Source organism: Microbulbifer mixtoriginis (SeqCode) (assembly GCF_052467705.1).
This window is the reverse complement of record NZ_CP174322.1, coordinates 1,986,417-2,008,571: the sequence shown is the minus strand read 5'-3', so window position 1 is coordinate 2,008,571 and position 22,155 is coordinate 1,986,417. Positions and strand designations below refer to the sequence as shown.

General features: G+C 51.1%; 16 protein-coding genes and 1 tRNA gene. 3 read left to right on the top strand and 14 right to left on the bottom strand.

What is annotated here, in order from left to right; all coding sequences use genetic code 11:
• Positions 1-6: 6 nt before the first annotated feature.
• Positions 7-1,716 carry a FimL-related protein gene (locus tag ACJJIB_RS09005; protein WP_444888612.1) on the bottom strand — a complete coding sequence of 570 codons (1,710 nt, stop codon included), beginning with the start codon at positions 1,714-1,716 and terminating at the stop codon, positions 7-9.
• A 372-nt stretch (positions 1,717-2,088) separates the two neighbouring features.
• Between ACJJIB_RS09005 and nhaB the strand changes: the two genes are divergently transcribed.
• Positions 2,089-3,624, top strand: a complete 1,536-nt coding sequence (gene nhaB, locus ACJJIB_RS09000; RefSeq protein WP_444888921.1) for a sodium/proton antiporter NhaB — start codon at positions 2,089-2,091, stop codon at positions 3,622-3,624.
• Between the two features lie 113 nt (positions 3,625-3,737).
• On the opposite strand, the gene dnaQ is transcribed toward nhaB, so the two are convergent.
• The 3 genes from dnaQ to ACJJIB_RS08985 are packed head-to-tail and all read right to left on the bottom strand — an operon-like array spanning position 3,738 to position 5,756.
• Positions 3,738-4,466, bottom strand: coding sequence for a DNA polymerase III subunit epsilon (dnaQ, locus tag ACJJIB_RS08995; RefSeq protein WP_252085387.1), 729 nt, complete (start codon positions 4,464-4,466; stop codon positions 3,738-3,740).
• 19 nt (positions 4,467-4,485) lie between these two features.
• Positions 4,486-4,917, bottom strand: a complete 432-nt coding sequence (gene rnhA / locus ACJJIB_RS08990; protein WP_252085386.1) for a ribonuclease HI — start codon at positions 4,915-4,917, stop codon at positions 4,486-4,488.
• A gap of 50 nt (positions 4,918-4,967) precedes the next feature.
• Positions 4,968-5,756: a class I SAM-dependent methyltransferase gene (locus ACJJIB_RS08985; protein WP_444885412.1), complete on the bottom strand. Its 789-nt coding sequence runs from the start codon at positions 5,754-5,756 to the stop codon at positions 4,968-4,970.
• Positions 5,757-5,979: 223 nt separating this feature from the next.
• Between ACJJIB_RS08985 and gloB the strand changes: the two genes are divergently transcribed.
• Both gloB and ACJJIB_RS08975 read left to right on the top strand, forming a co-directional pair.
• Positions 5,980-6,762, top strand: a complete 783-nt coding sequence (gene gloB / locus ACJJIB_RS08980) for a hydroxyacylglutathione hydrolase (RefSeq protein WP_444888611.1) — start codon at positions 5,980-5,982, stop codon at positions 6,760-6,762.
• Positions 6,763-6,965: 203 nt separating this feature from the next.
• Positions 6,966-8,522, top strand: coding sequence for a LysM peptidoglycan-binding domain-containing protein (locus ACJJIB_RS08975; protein ID WP_444888610.1), 1,557 nt, complete (start codon positions 6,966-6,968; stop codon positions 8,520-8,522).
• Positions 8,523-8,615: 93 nt separating this feature from the next.
• On the opposite strand, the gene ACJJIB_RS08970 is transcribed toward ACJJIB_RS08975, so the two are convergent.
• The 10 genes from ACJJIB_RS08970 to ACJJIB_RS08925 all read right to left on the bottom strand — a co-directional run bounded on the left by ACJJIB_RS08970 (position 8,616) and on the right by ACJJIB_RS08925 (position 22,110).
• Complete coding sequence (locus ACJJIB_RS08970) at positions 8,616-10,499, bottom strand: SurA N-terminal domain-containing protein (RefSeq protein WP_444885415.1); 1,884 nt, start codon at positions 10,497-10,499, stop codon at positions 8,616-8,618.
• 119 nt (positions 10,500-10,618) lie between these two features.
• On the bottom strand, positions 10,619-10,891 hold the full coding sequence (gene hbs / locus ACJJIB_RS08965; RefSeq protein ID WP_067086576.1) for a non-specific DNA-binding protein Hbs: 273 nt from the start codon (positions 10,889-10,891) through the stop codon (positions 10,619-10,621).
• Positions 10,892-11,148: 257 nt separating this feature from the next.
• Positions 11,149-13,554 (bottom strand): endopeptidase La, encoded by a 2,406-nt coding sequence (gene lon, locus ACJJIB_RS08960; RefSeq protein WP_444888609.1) that lies wholly within the window; start codon positions 13,552-13,554, stop codon positions 11,149-11,151.
• 274 nt (positions 13,555-13,828) lie between these two features.
• Positions 13,829-15,115 carry an ATP-dependent Clp protease ATP-binding subunit ClpX gene (gene clpX, locus ACJJIB_RS08955; protein ID WP_252085380.1) on the bottom strand — a complete coding sequence of 429 codons (1,287 nt, stop codon included), beginning with the start codon at positions 15,113-15,115 and terminating at the stop codon, positions 13,829-13,831.
• Between the two features lie 164 nt (positions 15,116-15,279).
• Positions 15,280-15,921, bottom strand: a complete 642-nt coding sequence (gene clpP / locus ACJJIB_RS08950; RefSeq protein ID WP_252085379.1) for an ATP-dependent Clp endopeptidase proteolytic subunit ClpP — start codon at positions 15,919-15,921, stop codon at positions 15,280-15,282.
• 186 nt (positions 15,922-16,107) lie between these two features.
• Positions 16,108-17,421, bottom strand: a complete 1,314-nt coding sequence (gene tig, locus ACJJIB_RS08945; protein WP_444885418.1) for a trigger factor — start codon at positions 17,419-17,421, stop codon at positions 16,108-16,110.
• A gap of 183 nt (positions 17,422-17,604) precedes the next feature.
• Positions 17,605-17,689: transfer RNA gene (locus ACJJIB_RS08940), tRNA-Leu, on the bottom strand.
• Positions 17,690-17,857: 168 nt separating this feature from the next.
• Complete coding sequence (gene fadA, locus ACJJIB_RS08935; RefSeq protein ID WP_444888608.1) at positions 17,858-19,033, bottom strand: acetyl-CoA C-acyltransferase FadA; 1,176 nt, start codon at positions 19,031-19,033, stop codon at positions 17,858-17,860.
• Between the two features lie 11 nt (positions 19,034-19,044).
• Positions 19,045-21,201, bottom strand: a complete 2,157-nt coding sequence (fadB, locus tag ACJJIB_RS08930; protein ID WP_444888607.1) for a fatty acid oxidation complex subunit alpha FadB — start codon at positions 21,199-21,201, stop codon at positions 19,045-19,047.
• Positions 21,202-21,480: 279 nt separating this feature from the next.
• Positions 21,481-22,110: a helix-turn-helix domain-containing protein gene (locus ACJJIB_RS08925; RefSeq protein ID WP_444888606.1), complete on the bottom strand. Its 630-nt coding sequence runs from the start codon at positions 22,108-22,110 to the stop codon at positions 21,481-21,483.
• Between the last annotated feature and the right edge of the window lie 45 nt (positions 22,111-22,155).

The following is a 22,155-nucleotide window of genomic DNA, read 5'->3' as shown; positions in this document are numbered from 1 at the left end:
CTCAAGTTAGGCCGTTTCAACAGGACAACCTAGCGCTGCCAAGCTCTCCACTGCAAGATTCAGAGATTGAACATCTGCCTGGCGATGTAGCTTTACTTCGCCTAGATAGTATTCCAGGCTAATAATCGCATCGGCAAAAATATCCAGCTGCTGCTCCACTTCAGGGGCCGCATCATGCCTATCCACTGAGCTTTCAACAAAGTTCAGCAAACCTTCAACCACGGCTGCGGCACGGCGGAGGTTGAGCACAATCAGCCCCCCTCGAACGGAATTTAAAGTGGTGGAGACATTGCGGATATGCCCGTGATCAAAACCAGAGTCTGCATAGGCCGCCAACGCTCGCTTGATGAGGGCAAGGCCCGCTTCCGCCTCTTTAAGTACTGCCACCTCGGCCTCGGCCAACTGGCTGCACTCAAATGCAATATCCGCATGACCGTACTCATCAAGATCAATACTGGTGCTTTGCTTTAGCGCCCGCACAGTACTATCTACCATTAGCACTTGGCCTGTGAGCTTTTGCAACGCTGCATCCGCAACGGAGCCACCAGCACCTGCTGCGCTCTGGTATTCGGCTATGGCATTACGCAGGCTCTCCCCAATCCGCCTGAAATTGAGCATTTGTAAGGTGCCGGCAACCTTTTGCAGGGTAGTAGTCAGGCCATCATCTTCATCAATACCCGATACCCCAATCATCTCGATGTCATCGAGCATTCTCCGCACACTAGACAATTCTTCATCAAGGGCACCCGCAACTGCAGCAATAGCCGTTGCACCAGGGCCACCGAGGCTTGCGCGCTCTCTTTCCAGTTCATCCTCAGTGTATTCGAGTTCCTCCGCAGAAAAAGCTTCAAGCAGTTTCTCTCCACTTTTATCAGGGCGTGAAAGAGCCAGCCAATAGATACATTCTTTTAAAAGAATTGGCGGAGCCGGTTGATCCAGGGCCGTATCACACTCTTTCTGTAATGCACGCAGCCAGCGGTCAAACATACTGAAAACCATCACCCGCGAACGGCTGATCCGCATTTCAGCCGCAGCCATGCCGCCAAGTGCCGCTCCAGCTACCAGCCATAGGCGCCCATTGGGGCGGCCTGTGGTAATACTGGCAATACGCTCTAGTGCTCGCGCCATCATCGTGAAAGCGGGGCCCCGAGGCTTTCCACGCAACAGCGCCAATAAACCAACTTGGTACATATGACGAAATCTGCGCACAAAACTGCGAAGGTCTTCGGACATTACCGCCGAAGCCCCCAGGCCAGGTATCGAAGCACTTAGATTACAGCTAAAAAAGTGACTCTCTGGCACAGGAGGCTCGGAACGCGCCGCACGTAAATTGTTAATAAAGGGTATTAACAGCTCTGGGCGCGCAATCGCTCGGTTTTGCACGAAGTCAAGATAACGACCCAGCACATAAAAACCCGTACCCAAGGCTTCCATCAGCTCTTCTGTAGGCTGTTGGCGCCCCTCCAGCACCTCGGTCAAAGCGGCGATCTTTTCCTGCGCTAGCAATTCACCCGCATGGAGTTGCACCATTTGCAGCACTCCACTCACTTGCCTAAGAACAGCGACACACTGCTCCAAAGACTGTTTCTGGGTGGTATCTGCTGCAAATTTATCCAGGTGAGCGGCGGCATTGTCTATTGCAACAACCAGCTCGTCCTTGACTACATTGACAGAAGTGATGTTGATCTTGCGCAATTCACTTTTTGCCTGCACCACTACATTCTTCCTGTAACCGAACAAAAAACAACCAACTCCTGTGGAGTAGGCCTAATAAACGGCAATTTATACCAATAGCGAAAAGAGTCCACCTTTCCGCAGACAAATTCCACCGAATATTCGACAAAACCCCCGGCAATAAGGCAGACAGCCCTAAATTACTTGAATTTTCCGGAAAACCCAGTAGCGTTTGCTATTTTGATATTTGCGTCTGTACGCATTTTGTTCTTGCGCACAAAAAACAACCAGTACAAAAATTAACAGCTTTGCCGCAAGGGGAAGAGACAGGGGAGTAGGCATATCACTGCTATTCGCCAATCAATTCCAACACTCCAATTTGGCCCTTAACTGGGTAAACCATGGAAGTAAATGATGAACACCTACAACAATGCAATTACCGCGTCTGGAAGCGGTTTTGGCCGGGCTTTTGCAGATAATTTTCTCGGTGAGGCTCCGGACTGGTACAAATTAACCATCGCCGCCTTCCTACTTTTAAACCCTCTCCTACTCTATGTCAGCGGCCCCTTCATCACCGGCTGGGTGCTAATCGGGGAATTTATTTTTACCCTGGCCATGGCTTTAAAATGCTACCCATTGCAACCAGGCGGACTGCTTGCAATCGAAGCCGTGTTGATGGGCATGACCAGTACTGATGCGGTTTACCACGAGGTAGTAGAGAATATAGAAGTTATCTTGTTGCTAATGTTTATGGTGGCAGGCATCTACTTTATGAAGAGCCTGTTACTATTTGTCTTCACCAAGATCCTAATTCATGTAAACTCTAAAAGCCTATTGTCACTATTATTCTGTGCAGTGGCAGCTGTGCTTTCCGCCTTTTTGGATGCACTTACCGTAACAGCTGTTTTGATTGCCGTTGCTGTTGGCTTTTATTCGGTATACCACCGGGTTGCATCACAACAACCCCATCACCACCACAGTCACGATCACTCCAACGATGAGCATGTGGTCGAGTATCACCGTGAGGATTTAGATCAGTTCCGGGCCTACTTGCGCAGCCTGATCATGCACGGCGCTGTCGGCACCGCACTCGGCGGAGTGTGCACCTTAGTGGGCGAGCCGCAAAATCTCCTCATTGCCGAGAAAGCCGGATGGGAATTTGTGCAGTTTTTCCTACAAATGGCTCCAGTGACCATCCCCACCCTGTTTGCCGGACTAATAACTTGCGTAGTCTTGGAAAAAACCAAGGTATTCGGTTACGGCGTACAGCTTCCCCTAGCGGTTAGGGAAGTTTTAGTAAACTTCTCCAAGGAAGAAGAAAGCAAACGTACCAGCGCCCAGGTTGCTGAGCTCTGGATACAGGGTATTGTTGCACTAGTTCTAGTATTCGCCCTGGCCTTCCACGTTGCAGAAGTTGGCATGATTGGCCTGATGATTATTGTATTGCTAACGGCCTTTAATGGAGTGGTTCAAGAAGCTCGTATCGGCCATGCCTTTGAAGAAGCGCTGCCTTTTACTGCACTTTTAGTTGTGTTCTTCGCAATTGTTGCAGTCATACATCAACAACATCTATTTGAACCCGTGACTCACTTCGTACTATCGCAAAAGCCTGAACAACAACCGGCTTTACTGTTTGTTGCCAACGGTATTCTATCCATGATCAGTGATAACGTGTTTGTCGCCACCGTATATATCAATGAAGTTAAATCGGCTCTCGTTGCTGGCGATATAACTCGGGAGCACTTCGACAAACTAGCTATTGCCATCAATACTGGCACCAACTTACCGAGTGTTGCCACACCTAATGGCCAGGCGGCATTCCTATTTCTTCTGACGTCGGCCCTTGCGCCCCTCATCCGCCTATCCTACGGCCGCATGGTGATTATGGCACTACCCTATACATTAGTACTCAGTGCTGTAGCTCTGTTTTGTGTGGTTTACACTCTCTAGAGAATAATTCGCCGGCAAATACACAGTATTAGCCGGCAGCCCCAAAGCTATGGCCCAATGATAAGAAGAGTAACCAGCAATAAAAAAGCCCGCTTAGCGGGCTTTTTTATTGCTTACCAGAAATGCTTCCCAGCAGATTTCTGCAACAGCTCAAGCATAGACAGGTGCGCTTCCTGCTCATGTCCCGAAGCCTGGATTACCCTGAGAGAGGGCCGATTCTGCGGAAGCCTGCGAATTACCGATGATACACTCTCCCCCTTTGCCTGCTCACTCTCTTCAGAGCTTTGCCCATCGCCCCCCTGAGCCAACCCCAAATCGGTTTGGCCTCCAGTCATCATCAGGTAGACGTCGGCAAGTATCTCCGCATCTAGCAGAGCGCCATGCAGATCTCGCTGTGAATTATCGACGAAATAACGTTTACACAACGCATCCAGGTTATTCTTTTGACCAGGATGCTTTTCTCGCGCAAGGGCCAGAGTATCCAACACACTGCAATGAGCATTCACATGCTGCCAGCGTGGACTGCCCAACAACTTTAGCTCGGCATTAATAAAGCCAACATCAAACGGGGCGTTATGAATAACGAGCTCAGCGCCCTCGCAGAAAGCCATAAATTCGTCAGCGATCTGCGCAAAAACGGGCTTATCCGCAAGGAACTCGTTGGTGATACCGTGAACTTCAATCGCCCCATCATCAACCTGCCGCTGAGGGTTGATATATTGATGATAATGACGCCCTGTAAGCTTACGGTTTTCAAGCTCCACACAGCCTATTTCAATAATTCGGTGGCCATTCTTGGGATCTAGGCCGGTAGTTTCGGTATCCAGTACAACCTGGCGCATAACTCACTCCCCGTCAGAATTACAGCTCATCTATACCACGATTGGCTAACTGGTCAGCCCGCTCATTTCCAGGGTGGCCAGCATGGCCCTTCACCCAGTGCCACTCGACCTGGTGCCTGGCTACACCTTCATCCAACTGACGCCAGAGATCGGCATTTTTTACTGGCTTTTTACTCGCCGTCTTCCAACCATTCTTTTTCCAGTTATTGATCCAACCAGTGATCCCCTGCCTTAGATATTGGGAATCGGTATGTAATTCAACCTCACAGGGCTGCTTCAGGGCTTCCAATGCCTTGATCGCAGCCATCAGCTCCATACGGTTATTGGTGGTATGGGACTCCCCTCCACATAACTCTTTTTCATGCTCTCCGTAAACCAGTAGAGCTCCCCAGCCACCTGGACCCGGGTTGCCACGACAGGCGCCATCTGTGTAGATAGTAATTTGCTTCAAAATCAGTGCCAGAAATAGGAGTAAATCAGCTTCTGGAGACTCCCCCAGAGCTATCGCTTCTGATGTTTTCCCCGTGCAGCGACACGGGGACTTGTAGGTGTTGCTACCAAGGCAGGCTTCCGCTCAGCGCGCCAATCTATCTTGATTGTCCGCACCCGCGCCACTTCTTTGCGCGCGACTATGATGTAAAAGCCACCCCAAGGCAAGCGCAGGCGATTAGCGAGCCTCTCCATCCAGGCCGACTTAGCGAGTAGCTCACGTTGCTGTAAAGGCAGGCGGAAGAAGCCTCGATGCATCTGTTCAGCCTGGAGATCCAGCAAATTCATCCAGTCAGCAATCCTGGCTGCCCTCAATTGATTGCCTTTTTGATAGGCTCCACGTGAAAATAACAGGCGTGATAGACCCAACAAAGAAAAGGGATTGAATCCCATTAGCAGCATGTGACCGCCAGGTATCAGTACTCGCGCCGCTTCACGTAAAATTTGATGGGGATGAGTGGAAAAGTCCAGCAAATGATGTAAAAGGACCACATCAATTGACTCAGAAGGGAGTGGCAGGTGTTCCATCTCTACAATAGCCGCCCCTTGCTGCTCCGGGCAAACCGCCAAGCGAAAGCAATGATTAATACGGCTAGAAGCGGCAAAATCTACGGCATCAGTAACCCCCGCCTGCAATAGATGGTAACCAAAGAATCCTTCAACCAAAGGCTGGGTCAGCGCCAATTGCTGAGAAAGAATCTCCTGCCCTAGACTGCTTGAAAACCAGTGAGAAAGGGCCGGACTGGCTTTGCGCAACAGCGATGACTCTATCGACTCACGAGATCTGGACTTATCAGTCATTCACTCTCCTTAAGAACCAGGCAGAAATCAAATTGATTATCCTGCACTCCCGTAGCCATCCTTTGTGGTGGTTAGCTCTAAATGCTATGCAGTTTAACATCATGTCGATCATTCATTTACGAGACACTACAGAAAGCTTGCTGCTAGGTAAGCACACTCCTCTACACCTTTCGGTTAATATCCATGATATCGTTCCGGCATTGAGTTGGCAGGCAGAACAAATATGCTCTCCGTAACCCCTATTCCCGCATTGAATGACAACTATATCTGGCATCTTGAGAAGGATGGTGAGCACTGGGTCGTCGATCCCGGTGAAGCCGAGCCGGTAATCAAGACCTTAGGGGAAGCCCCCCTAAGTGGTATTTTAATTACTCATCATCATTATGATCATACAGGCGGCATCAAAACACTGCACAAGCATTATGAATGCCCAGTGTTCGGCCCCGAATCCATCAAAGGAGTAACCAATCCAATTGCCGACGGGGATATATTTTTACTGTTAGGACTACCAGCTGAAGTCCGGGGTATTCCCGGCCACACCCTGGACCACTTAGCGATAATTCTGAAAGAGGAATCTGCCAGCGGCAGTCGGCAGCCTCATCTATTTTGTGGTGATACACTTTTTGCCGCCGGCTGTGGCCGCATATTTGAGGGAACCCCAAAGCAGATGCTCAATTCCCTACAAATGCTAACCAAACTACCAAAACATACCCTTGTTTACTGTGCCCATGAATACACGCTCAGTAACCTCCGGTTTGCCCATACTGTAGAACCTGGAAATACTGCGGTTAGTGAACGACTAGCCCACACCCAAACCTTGCGGCAATCCGGCGAGCCGACCCTGCCTAGCAGCATTTCCGAGGAACTGGCAACAAACCCATTCTTACGCTGCCAATTTCCAGAGGTTGCTCAAAGTGGTGCCCATCATCTGGGGCGGGAAACGCCCGAAGAGCTCAGTGAAGTTGAAATATTTTCCAGCCTTCGCGACTGGAAAGACCATTTCTAATAGAGGTGGCCATAACCCCATAAGTCACGACCAGCAGCTTAGCGCCCTCAAATACTGTCTGTTTTTTATCCATCTACATTGACCGAAACTATTCCCACTAATTAGAATCAGAAGGCTATGATCCAATGCTCAGTGTTAGCAAAAAATAAGCGCCTTCGCGCGAGCTGAGTGGGAATTAAAAGAATTACTCGCGGATATCAAACATGGTTCACAAGAATTTTGCCGCAGCATTGCTGGCCGCTACGGTTGGAGCTTGCTCGCAAATACCTGAGACTGGCTCATCCCCCGATAGCGAAAGTCAGCAGACGCAAGAAACCAGCCCTGCAAATAACCTTGAGATATCTTCCCCTATTTCCACGGAAGCAGCCCCGCCCCCTACAGATATCTGGGAGCGCCTGCGCCGGGGATTTCGCCTCAATCACCGCACCGAAGATCCGAAGGTGCAGGATTACATCGCTTATTTCTCTCGTAATGAAGGCTATATGTCGCGGGTTACAGAGAGGTCTCGCCGCTATATCTTTCATGTTGCAGAGGAGTTAGAGCAGGCAAATATGCCTCTTGAGCTCGCCTTATTACCTATAGTGGAGAGCGCCTACGATCCCTTTGCTTACTCTCATGCACAAGCCTCCGGAATGTGGCAATTTATCCCCGCCACCGGTCGCTCTTTCGGCCTCCAGCAAAATTGGTGGTATGACGGACGCCGAGATGTACATGAATCGACCCGCGCAGCGGTAAAATACTTCAAATACTTATTCGAGCGTTTTGATGGCGACTGGGAGCTTACTCTAGCAGCTTACAATGCTGGGGAAGGAACTGTGCGTCGCGCAATAGAGCGCAACCGCCGCAGAGGACGAGGAACTTCGTTCTGGGAAATCAAGTTACCACGCGAAACAAAACGCTATGTACCACAGCTTCTAGCACTTGCTGAGGTGGTATCCCGCCCAGAGCATTACAAGGTACCTCTACACGAAGTCGCTAACGAACCCTACTATGCCCGCGTCAACGTTGGCAGCCAGATAGATCTTTCCCAAGCCGCAGAGCTTGCTCAAATCGAGTTGGATGAGCTTTATCTACTCAACCCCGGGTTTAACAGATGGGCCACTGACCCCAATGGCAATCACCACCTGCTTATCCCAGTAGAAAGCCTAGAGCACTTTGAGTCGGCCTTGGAAGAACTGCCCGTAGAGCAACGCGTAACCTGGGAGCGCTATACTATCGCCCGCGGAGATACGCTTTCTACCATCGCGCGACGCTATCAGACAACCATCTCAGCCATTCGTGAAGCCAACAAGCTGCGAAACAACAATATTCGCGCGGGTAAAACCCTACTTATCCCTAGCGCCTCTGGTCCAGGAGGCCAGTATGCGTACACCGTAGACCAGAGAGTGAAACAGCGCCAAGCTACTGGCCAAGGGCAGAGGTCGAGCTACACAGTACAACCCGGTGACAGCCTTTGGGCCATCTCGCGCAAACTGAAAGTGAGCGTCAAGGAGCTCGCTCATTGGAATAGCATGGCTCCAGGGGACACCCTTCGCCCAGGCCGGACACTGGTTGCCTACAATGGGGGGGCAGGTAGCAGCAACCGTACCACTCGCAAACTCTCATACAAGGTAAGAAGTGGAGACTCCCTCTACCGAATTGCCAATAAGTTCAGTATCAAAATCGACGATATTTTGCGATGGAACAAAATTCCCAAGTCGAAATATCTACAACCCGGCCAGCGTTTAACTCTCTTCGTCGATAGTGCACATAACAGCTAATCTTTTTTCCAAGCGGTATTAACCGCAATAAAAAACCCGGCAAAAGCCGGGTTTTTTATTGGCCAAATTGACCGGCGTATACATGCTTACCTGCTATTCGCCTGTAGAACTAAGCTCCACTTTGGCCTGATCAGACAGGTAACGGCGAATTGCAGCCAATTCTGCACCACCATTCACTGATGCTAACTGCTGCATCAACGCTCGGCGCTGCTCCTTACTCTGCTGGGAGAGGTCTCCTGGACGCACATCACGCAATGCCAAAACAATCTGGTTGCCGTTGCTCACAGCAAAAACAGCCAACTCCTCAGAACCTGCCGTAGGCACAGGCATAGAGAAAGCCTTGCTATTGATCTCAGCGCGCTCACCGAAACCACCTCGACGAGTCTTATCACTAGCCTCCAGGGTCAAGCCCTGCTCCTGGGCCAGCTCAGCAAAATCACCGCCAGCTGCCAAACTTTCTTTCAAGCTTTCCGCCTTTTGGGCAAGCTGAGCACTCGCCTTGTCACGCTTCAGAACGTCAACAATCTGCTCGCGCACCTCTTCCAGCGGGTAAATACCTGCAGGCTTGGAGTCAGTCACTCGCAAAACGACAGAATGCTCATTATTGAGATTCAGCACATCAGAGGTATTGCCGTCCTCCATCACCTCTGGAGAAAAAGCAGCCTCTACTACCTGGCCATTAGCCAGTACCCCACTACCATTTGAGCGAGAGAAAAGACCGCTGGTTTGTAAGGATACCCCTAATTCCTCAGCCGGGCCTGCCAAGCTTTCAGCATTGTAAGCCAGATCTGCCAAGCGACTCAGAGCATCCAGAAACTCTCTTTCCGCTGCCGCAGTACGCAACTGATTTTCAATAGCGCTCTTACGCTCTTCAAAAACCGGCGGCTCACTCTCTTCCACTTCTAAGAGCTTAATAAAATGAGTGCCACTATCAGTGGTAACTGGAGCAGATACCTGCCCAACTTCCAGAGAAGCAAGGGCCTCTTCAAAAGCTTGCGGGAATACATCGCCAGTAGTGAAGCCGAGGTCTCCCCCTTCATCACGGGAACCAATATCCTCCGAGTAACTTTTGGCCAGTTCAGCAAAATCTTCACCGGCGTCAAGTTTCACCTGAATTTCATTCAATTTTTCCTGATCTGCATCTTCTAAAAGAATATGCGCTGCACGACGGCGAAGATCAGAACCAAAATTAGCAAGCTCCAGGTCATATTGAGCGCGAACATCCTCTTCAGAGATATCAATGTTGGAGGCAAAAACCTCCGGAGTCAGCTCAATATACTCAACCGCTACCTGCTCAGGCCGCTGGTATTGACTCTGGTTGGCTTGGTAATACTGCTCAACTTCAGCATCACTAACGTCTGTAGAGGCCAATAACTCCTGCACAGGCAACACAACGTAGGAAAAGTCGCGCTCTTCCATAGAGGCTGCAACTATCTGCTCAGCGTCTTCCTTGGTGGTAAAGGCACTGGCAGTAACGCTATCCGCATATTGTTGCAAAGACAGATCGCCCTCAACAATTTGCGGGAAACTAGCAGTGCTATACCCCATACGGCGTAAAGCATCACGATATAGCTGGGTGTTAAAGGTACCGTTGACCTGGAAGGCCGGAATATCGGTAATCGCCTTATTAACCGCAGCGGTACTCATCACCATACCACTCTCCTGAGCAGCCTGGCGCATGACTGAAGTGGAAATCAATTGGCGTAAAACCGGTTCACGCAGCTGCTCATCACTGATCAAGTCCGCCGGAACATCCTCTCCGTATTGGCTCATGATCATACTGCGGCGGTTTTGTATGGCCCGCTGCAAATCCATATTAGTGATTTTTTCACCATTGACCTCGGCGACCGCGTCGGTGGCACCACCACTGGCACCGGTAAAAAAATCGATTCCCCCAATGACCATAATGAACCCAAAGAATGCCGCAACAATAATGGCTGCCGTTCCCTTCAGGTTATCGCGCATGGACTGAAGCATGCTCAGCTCCGAATTTTCACTCTAATTGTTCAACTGTTAGCAGATACAAAAAAGGCGTATCGAAATTGACACGCCTCTTTGCACTTCGACTTTTACAAGGTTTCGAAGTTCACCGAAACTTAGTTTACGGCGTCTTTCAGGGCTTTACCGGCCTTGAAGTTAGGAATTTTTGCCGCTGCAATTTCAATCGGGTCGCCAGTGCGTGGGTTGCGGCCAGTGCGGGCTGCACGCTCTTTTACTGCAAAAGTACCAAAGCCCACCAAGGCAACCTGATCGCCTTTTTTAAGCGCATCAGTAATGCTGTCAACCATTGCGTCCAAAGCACGGCCAGCTGCAGCTTTAGGAATATCTGCAGACTCAGCAATAGCTTCAATCAGTTCGGACTTATTCACGCTTAATCCCTCTGTTCTTTTAAATATGTTTAGGGCATGCCCTCAGGCAAGGCATCCCTACTCGTAACTTTCTAACCACCGGCAATTTTAGCGCCGGCCAAATAAGGCCCGTTTTATACCAACTGCCCGGTAGCGGGTCAAGGAACCATGCGGGTTTCCGGCCGGTAAGACAAACTTCAGGCAACAAAAATCAATTTTGTGGTTAGATTTTGGTCTTGTAAATTGTTACGGGGTGACAGTTGTCACCCCGAATGCGATTAATGGGTTTGAACGGATCTCTGTGAGCGCTCTTCAGCCTGCTTTTGCAAAGCAGAATATTCCTCATCAGTAAGAGACTCGGGTTTGTGCTCAAGCGCCAACTCAAGAACCTGATCAATCCATTTAACCGGTTTTACCACCAGATCCTGAAGAATATTGTCGGGAATATCCTTCAAGTCTCGCTCGTTATCCGCAGGAATCAGCACAGTTTTTATACCGCCCCGATGCGCTGCCAATAACTTTTCCTTCAGACCTCCAATTCGTAAAACTTCTCCCCTCAGGGTGATTTCTCCGGTCATTGCCACATCCGAACGAACTGGAATATTGGTCAGTACGGAAACCAGTGCCGTGCACATGGCGATACCCGCAGAGGGCCCATCTTTTGGCGTTGCACCTTCCGGAACATGAATATGGATATCCCTTGTTTCATGGAAATCAGGGCCAATACCGAGCGCCTGGGAGCGCGAGCGCACTACTGTCAAGGCAGCTTGAATAGACTCCTGCATCACATCGCCGAGAGAACCGGTCTTGATCATGCGCCCTTTACCCGGAACAGCAGAGGCCTCAATATTGAGAAGCTCACCGCCCACCTCTGTCCAGGCTAGGCCGGTAACAATCCCGATCTTGTTCTCTTCCTCGGCGCGTCCAAAGTCAAACTTGCGCACACCCAACAACTCTTCCAGTTCCTCAGGCTGCACTATCGCTTTTTTGTCCGAAGGATTACGGACATGCTCCGTTACAATCTTGCGGCAAACTTTGGCAATTTCCCGGTCGAGCCCCCGCACACCTGCTTCACGAGTGTAGTAACGAACGATATCCCGGATTGACTGGTCAGAAAGCTCCAGCTCTTCCTCTTTCAGCCCATTGGCTTTACGCTGCTTGGGTACCAGGTAGCGCTGAGCGATGTTGAGCTTCTCATCCTCGGTATAACCGGGGATACGAATAACCTCCATGCGATCCAGCAAGGGACCGGGGATGTTCATGGAGTTTGAGGTGCACACAAACATCACATCCGAAAGGTCATAATCCACTTCCAGGTAGTGGTCGTTAAATGTCTTGTTTTGCTCCGGATCAAGTACTTCGAGCAGGGCCGACGCAGGGTCACCACGCTGATCCATACCCATTTTGTCGACCTCATCGAGCAGGAAAAGCGGATTCTTAACGCCGACTTTGGATATTTTCTGCACCAGCTTACCTGGTAGAGAGCCTATGTAAGTGCGTCTATGTCCGCGGATTTCTGCTTCATCACGAACGCCACCAAGGGCCATACGCACATACTGGCGGTTAGTCGCACGAGCGATAGACTGCCCGAGTGAGGTCTTACCAACCCCGGGAGGCCCGACCAGACAAAGGATCGGCCCCTTCACTTTCTTGACACGTTTTTGCACAGCAAGATATTCGAGGATACGCTCTTTCACCTCTTCTAGGCCATAGTGCTCCTTCTCGAGAATCTCTTCGGCTTTCTTCAGGTCATGCCGTACGCGGCTAGCTTTTTTCCAAGGAAGGCTCAACATCCAATCAATGTAGCTACGCAATACCGATGCTTCTGCCGACATGGGCGACATCATTTTCAGCTTGGCCAGCTCGGCACGGGTTTTCTTTTCCGCCTCTGCAGACATTCCTGAATCTGCAATCTTGTTTTCCAGCTCCTCAATTTCATTGGGCTCTTCGGTAATTTCGCCCAATTCTTTTTGAATCGCCTTCATCTGCTCATTGAGGTAGTACTCACGCTGACTCTTTTCCATCTGCTTCTTAACACGGCCGCGAATACGCTTCTCCACCTGTATCAGGTCGATCTCGGAATCCATCAAACCGAGCAAATGCTCCAGCCGCTCTTTGACATTGGAGGTTTCCAGCAGCTCTTGTTTCTGAGCCAGCTCGAGGGACATGTGCGCGGAGATGGTATCCGCCAAGCGCCCCGGCTCATCAATGCCAGACAGCGAGGTAATGACCTCATTGGGGACCTTCTTACTGATGGAGACATACTGCTCGAACTGAGACATAACCGAGCGCACCAAGGCTTCAGCCTCTCCCTCGGACAGCTCAGTAGTTTCTATAGGCTCGACAGTAGCCTCAAAGTGATTATCGTGCTCGGCAACATCGAGGATATTGACCCTCTCCCCCCCTTCCACAAGCACTTTCACAGTGCCATCTGGAAGCTTGAGAAGCTGCAGAACACTGGCAATAGTACCAACGCGATAGATGTCCTCGGCGCCAGGGTCATCTTCCGATGCTCTCCTCTGGGCTACGAGTAGCACTTGCTTATCCCTGCGCATGGCCTCTTCCAGAGCCTCAATGGATTTTTCCCTGCCGACGAACAGCGGAATCACCATGTGGGGGTAAACAACAACATCGCGCAATGGCAATAACGGATATTCAAGCTTGGTGTCGGATGACTGATCCATAGAACTCCTCTCGGCCCTATCACTGGGTATTTGGCGCGGCATCATGCTGCTGTTGAAATTGACAGCTTAATTTGGGCCACCGCCCGTCAGTTGCTAGAGATGGGGGGGGAGAGCCCGGAATACAAGTCTAATCTCGCGACCAATTTGTGCCGAATTCAACTGAATACTGGCTGGCCGCTGGTAGTTAAGCATGTCAAACAGGTAGAAAAGATAGATTTGAATAACAAATGGCTATAAAAAAAGCCCCACAAGTGGGGCTTTTTAATATGGGGAGTTATTCTTCTGGCGCCGCCTTTTGCGGCTGGCTTTCACTTTCGTAAACCAACAGCGGTGCCGACTCCCCCTTTATCACCGCCTCATCGATAACGACCTTAGCGACATCATCAGAAGATGGAATATCATACATAGTTTCCAGTAACACCGACTCCATGATAGAGCGAAGTCCCCGGGCACCAGTTTTGCGCTCCATAGCCTTAGTAGCCACAGCATCCAAGGCGTCTGGACGGAAGTCCAGCTCTACATCTTCCATTTCGAAGAGTTTTGCATACTGCTTGGTCAGAGCATTGCGCGGCTCAGTGAGAATTTGCACCAGAGCCTCGCGATCGAGCTCCTCCAGGGTCGCGGTAACCGGCAGGCGCCCAACAAACTCAGGTATAAGACCATAGCGAACCAGGTCTTCTGGTTCAAGGTCACGCAGAATTTCACCAAAGTTACTGGTTCCATCCTTAGACTTCACTTCAGCGCTAAACCCAATCCCCCCCTTCTCTGAGCGATCGCGAATCACCTTGTCAAGGCCCGCAAAGGCACCGCCACAGATGAACAGGATGTTAGAGGTATCCACTTGCAGGAATTCCTGCTGCGGGTGCTTACGACCGCCCTGAGGGGGAACGGAAGCCACAGTACCCTCAATCAGTTTTAGCAGTGCCTGCTGCACACCCTCACCAGAGACGTCCCGGGTGATGGATGGGTTATCGGATTTACGTGAAATTTTGTCAATTTCATCGATGTAGACAATTCCCTGCTGGGCCTTCTCAACATCGTAATCACACTTTTGCAGCAGCTTTTGGATGATATTTTCTACATCCTCACCGACATAGCCAGCCTCAGTAAGAGTGGTGGCATCGGCGATGGTAAACGGCACGTTCAGCAGCCGCGCAAGGGTTTCAGCCAGCAGGGTTTTACCGCTACCAGTTGGACCCACCAGAAGAATGTTGGACTTGCTCAGCTCAACATCATCTTTGCCTTTAACGCCAGTTTTACTACGCAGGCGCTTATAGTGGTTGTAAACCGCAACCGCCAGGACACGCTTGGCCCTCTCCTGGCCAATCACGTACTGATCCAAAATCTCGGTGATTTCACGCGGCGTGGGTAGGCGCCCCTCCGGGCCCTCCGCAGTCTCCTGGACCTCTTCGCGAATGATATCGGTGCAGAGCTCGACACACTCATCGCAGATAAAGACTGACGGCCCAGCAATCAGCTTCCGCACCTCCTGCTGGCTTTTGCCACAGAAGGAGCAGTACAGCAATTTGCCGCTATCTTCTCCGCTGCTTTTGTCGGTCATCAAAATACTCCGTGGTCACTGGCCTACCAGGGCCTTTAATTCAGCTATTACAGCAAGATGCTGTCTCTTGGCGTTTTTTTCAAGCCCCCTCTGCCTGAGAAATGACTTTGAAAGAACTCAGGTTCTCTCTTCACGCCTTTAGCAAAATATTTTTGTTGATAGTGTTACTTTTCAAGAGCCTGACGGCGGGAAAGTACATCATCCACTAGACCATACTCCTTCGCCTCATCGGCACTCAGGAAGTGGTCACGCTCAGTATCTCTCTCAATATCACTGACCGGACGGCCAGAATGGTGGGCCATCAACTCATTCAGGCGATGACGAATTTTGAGGATTTCCTGAGCATGAATATGAATATCGCTAGCCTGTCCTTGAGCGCCACCACTGGGCTGATGGATCATCACCCGGGAGTTAGGGGTGGCAAACCGCTTACCTGGCGCTCCCGCCGTCAGCAAGAAGGCTCCCATGCTGCAAGCCTGACCAATACACATGGTGCTCACATCCGGCTTGATAAACTGCATGGTGTCATAAATGGACATACCTGCAGTTACAGATCCACCGGGAGAGTTGATATACAGATGAATGTCTTTATCAGGATTTTCTGCTTCGAGAAACAGCAACTGGGCAACCACCAGATTAGCCATGTGGTCTTCCACGGGGCCAACCAAGAAAATAACCCTTTCCTTCAATAGACGTGAGTAGATATCAAAGGAACGCTCACCCCTGGCAGTTTGTTCTACCACCATGGGCACCAAACCAGTCGCTAAGGGGTCAATTGAGGCTTGGGGATAATCGATTCGTGCCATAGGTACCATTGCTTCCTTTTGTGGCGTGTTCGGCAGGCCAGCATGCAAGCGCTAGGCGCCCGTGCTGAAAATTAGGTTTTCAGAGCTTAACCGGTCAGGCAGGATAAAGCCAGCCGGTAAAAAGGAAGGAGATGCAACGACGCCCGACTGAAGCGGGCGCCAATGCATTCGGAGATAAAGGGATAATTAACCCTGCTTCTGCGGCTTGATCACGTCGTCATAAGTACTTTTGACTTCTTCGACTTTTGCAGACTTCAGTACAAAATCCACAACCTGATCTTCCAGAACTACCGATTCAACTCCAGAGAGCAGCTCGCGGTTATTGTAGTAGTATTCAACCACTTCTTCCGGTTGCTGGTAGGTAGAAGCCAGTTCCTCAACCTTAGCTTTCACCAGGTCTGCATCTACAGACAGTTCGTTTTTCTTAACGATCTCACCAACAACAAGACCTAGAACTACACGACGCTTGGCCTGCTCTTCGAACATAGTGTCCGGCAACATACGCTCAGCATCTTCAGCTTTGATCTGGCCACCAAACTGCTGAACCATTTGTCCACGCAGAGTGCTAACCTCACCTGCGACCAGGGCAGAAGGCAATTCGACCGGGTGCTGTTCAAACAACTGGTCCATCACCTGGGTTTTAACCTTGTTCAGCGCTGCGTTTTTCAGCTCACGCTCCATGTTACCGCGAACTTCTTCGCGGAACTTCTCTTCTCCACCCTCCTGAACACCATATGCCGCGAAGAATTCTTCATTCAGCTCGGGCAGCTCAGGCTTTTCAGAAGAGGTAACTTTAATATTGAAGGTTACCGCAGCACCACGTAGCTCTTCAGCTTGGTAGTCCTCAGGGAAGGTCAGGTCCAGATCTTTCTCTTCACCGGGCTTCATGCCGAGGATACCTTCCTCAAAACCGGGGATCATCTGGCCGGAGCCCAGTACCAACTGGTGACCTTCGGCCTTACCGCCTTCAAACTCTTCGCCATCTTTACGGCCCAAGAAGTTGATCACAACACGATCACCTTTTTGTGCCTTGCGCTTGGTATCCTTCCAGGAAGACTGCTGTTTGCGCAGCACATCAACCATATTGTTAACATCCGCATCAGTTACTTCTGCAACTGGACGCTCAACGCTAACCTCAGCCAGGTCGGCCAATTCTACTTCTGGATAAACTTCAAAAGTGGCGACGTATTCCAGATTCTCGCCAGCTGCAGTTTGCTTTGCCTCAATGCTTGGCTGACCGGCAGGCTTAACCTCTTCCTGCTGAACCGCATCGTAGAAGGAACGGCTCATAACCTCGCCGAGCACTTCCTGGCGAACGCCGGCACCAAAGCGCTGACGCACAACTTTCATCGGCACCTTGCCTTTGCGGAAACCGTTTATACGAACAGTCTTAGCCGCCTGCTGAAGGCGCTTGTCCACTTCTTTATCGACGACTTCCGCCGGCAAGTTGACCGTTAAGCGACGCTCCAGACCGGAAGTAGTTTCGATGGAAACCTGCATGTTTATCCTCGTGAGACTATCTCTTTAATCGCGCCGCAGCGCCAACGAATACCGGGTCACCGAGACTTAGTCAGCAACCTCATGGGGAAACATCAAAACAATATTTTGAGCTTCCGCCAAATACACAAGAAGCCCGCACCCACCCCTCCAGGGTAAGTCACACGGACTTCAAGGTTTTTGATTTGGTGGGGACGGGGAGACTCGAACTCCCACACCTTTCGGCACCAGAACCTAAATCTGGCGTGTCTACCAATTTCACCACGTCCCCGAAACTCTCTTACCGCTAACCCATTGATATATATAGGGTTTGGATCTTTTTTAAGACCTCATCGCGACAAGGGGTGCAGATTGTGCCACAGCATTTTAAAGGCATCAACACTTTACTGAAAAAAATAAAAAAGGCGCCAGAAAGGCGCCTTTTGTGGGGTGCGGGAGATTAAACTCGCTCAACAATCGTGGTGATTCCCTGCCCCAAGCCGATACACATGGTGGATACACCAAGGCTTCCACCCTCGTTTTGCATAACACTCAACAAGGTACCGGTAATGCGAACGCCTGAGCAACCGAAGGGGTGGCCAAGAGCGATAGCGCCGCCGTACAGGTTGACCTTCTCATCCATCTGCTCGAGCAGATCCAGGTCCTTCAGCACCGGCAGCGCCTGCGCTGCAAATGCCTCATTCAGCTCAAACTTGTCGATATCGCCGACAGTTAGACCCGCTCTCTTGAGCGCCTTCTTGGTGGAAGGCACCGGGCCATAACCCATAATGGACGGGTCAACACCGGCCAGCGCCATTTCCTTCACGCGAGCAATAGGGGTCATACCCAAAGCCTGAGCACGCTCAGCGGACATTACCAGCATCACAGAAGCACCGTCGGTGATCTGAGAGGAAGTGCCAGCTGTTACCTGGCCGTGCTTCGGGTCGAATGCCGGCTTCAGTTGAGCCAGACCTTCCACAGTGGTGTCAGGACGGATGGTTTGGTCCGTCTCAACCAGGAAAGGTACGCCGTCATCGTCATGGCCTTCAATAGCGATAATTTCGCGATTGAATTTGCCAGCCTTGGTAGCCTCAGCGGCGCGATGGTGAGAGCGCGCTCCGAACTCATCCATCTGCTGACGCTGGATACCGTGCATCATCGCCAGGTATTCAGCGGTCATACCCATGGAGCCGGCAGCTTTAGCCATATAGCGACCCAGCATTGGGTTGGGGCTAACATGCTCCATCATGTTCAGGTGACCCATGTGCTCAACACCACCCACAACGTACACATCGCCAACGCCAGCCTGGATGTTGGCAGCTGCAGTATGCAGGGAGGACATAGAGGAGCCGCACAGGCGGTTGACGGTTTGCGCCGGGATAGTGTGTGGCAGACCTGCGCGCAGCAGGATAAAGCGAGCTACGTTAAAGCCCTGCTCATCGCGCTGCATAACACAGCCCCAGATCAGGTCATCGATCTCGGCAGGATCGAGCTTGTCATTGCGCTGCATGAACTTTTTCAGCAGCTCAGCGGACATATCATCAGCGCGAACATGGCGATATACACCATTCTTCGAGCGACCCATGGCCGTACGCGCGTAGTCGACGATTACGGCATCTCTAGGATTTAAACTCATCGCTATTCTCCTTACTTGTCGCCGTAGTAGGTTTTGCCACTTGCGGCCATTTCACGCATGCGATCGGTCGGCTTGTATAGCTCACCCAGATCGGCGTACTTATCGGCAATCTTCACGAACTCATCCAGGCCAATACTGTCCAGCCACGCGAAGATTCCACCGCGGAATGGAGGGAAGCCAATGCCGTAGATCAGCGCCATATCGGCTTCAGCTGGGGAATCAACGATACCCTCTTCCAGGCAGCGAGCCAGCTCTGTGGCCATAGGCACCATCATGCGCTCGATAATTTCGTCTTTTTCAAACTCGCGACGCTCAGCCACGTGCGGCTTAAGCAGCGCGTAGGACTCTTCGGTAGCCACTTTCTTCGGGCGACCTTTTTTGTCCTGCTCGTAGTTGTAGAAGCCCTTGTTGTTCTTCTGGCCGTAACGACCCGCTTCATACATAACGTCGGAAGCAGCGGTAAAGGTTTTACCCATGCGATCGGGGAAGCCTTCAGCCATTACGCTTTCCGCGTGAACACCGGTATCGATTCCGACAACGTCCATCAGGTAAGCGGGCCCCATCGGCCAACCCCAGCGCTCCATCACCTTGTCAACGGCCTGGAAGTCAGCGCCATCGCGCACCAGCATGGAGAAACCGGCAAAGTAAGGGAAGAGAACGCGGTTAACCAGGAATCCCGGACAGTCGCGTACAACAATAGCTTTCTTGCCCATCTTGTTTGCGTAGGCAACAACGCGAGCCACAGCTGTGTCGGAAGTTTTCTCTCCGCGAATCACCTCAACCAGCGGCATTTTGTGCACTGGGTTGAAGAAGTGCATGCCGAGGAAATTTTCCGGGCGGGAGAGTGGCTCAGCCAGCTGGTTAATAGAAATAGTGGAGGTGTTAGAAGCGATTACAGTGTCTTCGCTTACTTTGGTTTCCACTTCTTTCAATACTGCGTGCTTCACCTTGGGATTTTCAACCACGGCTTCCACAACAACATCGATATCGTTGAAGCCGTCGTAGCTCAAGGTAGGCTCGATACGGTTGAGCACTTCACCCATTTTAACGGGGGTCAGGCGCTTGCGATCAACCAGCTTGGACAGCAGCTTGTTCGCCTCATTCAGACCAAGGTCGATACCCTTCTGGTCGATATCCTTCATCTTGATCGGAGTGCCCTTGTAGGCAGACTGGTAAGCGATACCGCCACCCATAATGCCAGCACCCAATACTGCCGCACGCTCAATCGGCTTATCGGCTTTCTTCTCCCAACCTTTGGCAACCTTGCTGATTGCCTGGTCAGCCAGGAACAGCCCTACCAAAGATTTCGCAGTGCCAGTCTGCGCGCAGAAAATAAACTTCTCTTGCTCGATTTTCAGCGCTTCATCGCGAGTCAGCTTGTAGCCCTGCTCGATTGACTCAACCGCAGCTACAGGAGAAGGGTAGTTTTTGCCCGCCTGCTGACCCACAAATGCCTTGGTGGTAAAGAAGGCCATCAGCGCTTCGGTATCATTCAAGGGAATCGGAGATTTCTTGAGTTCGCGAATGGCTTTGTAGTCCAGCTCGCCATTGATAGCGCGCTCAAGCAGCTTGACCGCTGCATCTTTGAGTTTGTCAGCGGGGATCACCGCATCAACAGCGTGAGCCTCCAGAGCGGCGGCAGGCTTCTGCTCTTTACCTGCTGCAATCCACTCAGCAGCAACATCAACACCCACTACACGCGGCAGGCGAACGGTGCCGCCCCAGCCCGGAATCAAGCCCAGTTTAACTTCCGGAAGGCCAACTTTGGCCTCTTCGCCCATCAGGCGGAAGTCACAGCCAAGACACACTTCAAAACCACCACCGAGCGCGTAGCCATTAATTGCCACCGCAGTCGGTACCGGCAGATCTTCCAGGCGGTTGATATTTTCGTTGTTCTGATTCATCAGATCAGCAACGCCCTCTGCGCCTGCAGAAAAAGCACCGCCAAACTCAGTGATATCAGCACCGACAATAAAGACGCTCTTGCCACTGGTCAGCAGCACACCTTTGATGCCATCTGCTGCTTCAATTGCATCCAGAGCCTGAGAGAATTCGGAAACCGTTTGGCGGTTGAACTTGTTGACGGATTCGCCTTGCAGGTCGAATTTAAGCTCGGCGATGCCGTTATCCAGCATCTGAACCGTGAGCGCTTTGCCACTAAATAACATTGATTGACCTCTTTTATTCTGGGCCGCAATCCTGGACCCGGGGTCGGAATTTTTTTGCAACCAAGGGCCGCCCCGCAGGGTGCGGTGACACTTTGGCCCAATATGGTCAGCCGTAGTATAGCCAGATTCAAACGATTGTTTGAATACTATTTCTTACAAAAGAACTGGCACCAAGAGCGCCAAAGTACAGAAAACGACCAGCCATATCTCACAGGCTGGTTACACAGGCGGAGTCAGTCTATCGCGGATCAATCCACCTTTTCAGCACGGTGGCGTAAATCACCCTTTATAGAAAGACTCGTTTGGACGGGAAGCGCAGGGAATATTCGATGAGGGAGTGGCAGCCACGGCACTGAAAACCACACAGTCAATACTTCCGGGGTTGCGGAAGCGATGTGGGCGCCGTGCATTTAAGTAATAACCATCCCCCTCCTCTAGCAGGGCAAACTCTGATCCTGCTGTAACCTCCAGCTCTCCAGCAATAACAATCCCCCCCACCTCCCCATTGAGTAGCAATTGGCCTGAACCGGTATCCTGCCCAGCGGGAAACACTTTACGGAGGATTGTCATGGCGCGACCCTGGCGGGAGCCGCCGAGCATATGACAGAAAACCCGACCATTACCAATATCGGGCATTTCATTGGCGCGAAAAAAAATTTGTTCTGGCTCGGCAAGTTCCAGGGAGAAAAACTCAGCTAGAGACATGGGCACACTATTCAATATCTTCTCAAGCGATCCCACAGATGGGCTAACCCGACCCTGCTCTATAAAAGACACAGTGGCATTGGTAACGCCCGCTTGCCGCGCAAGTTGTCGCTGGGAAATCCCATAAATTTTTCGCACCAGCTTCAGCCGGGCACCAAGATCCCCGGCATCACTAACTTCACTACAAACATCCATGTCTGACATTGAGTCTCTCACTCCGCCAACTGCCAAAAGAGGTTTCCCCCTTAA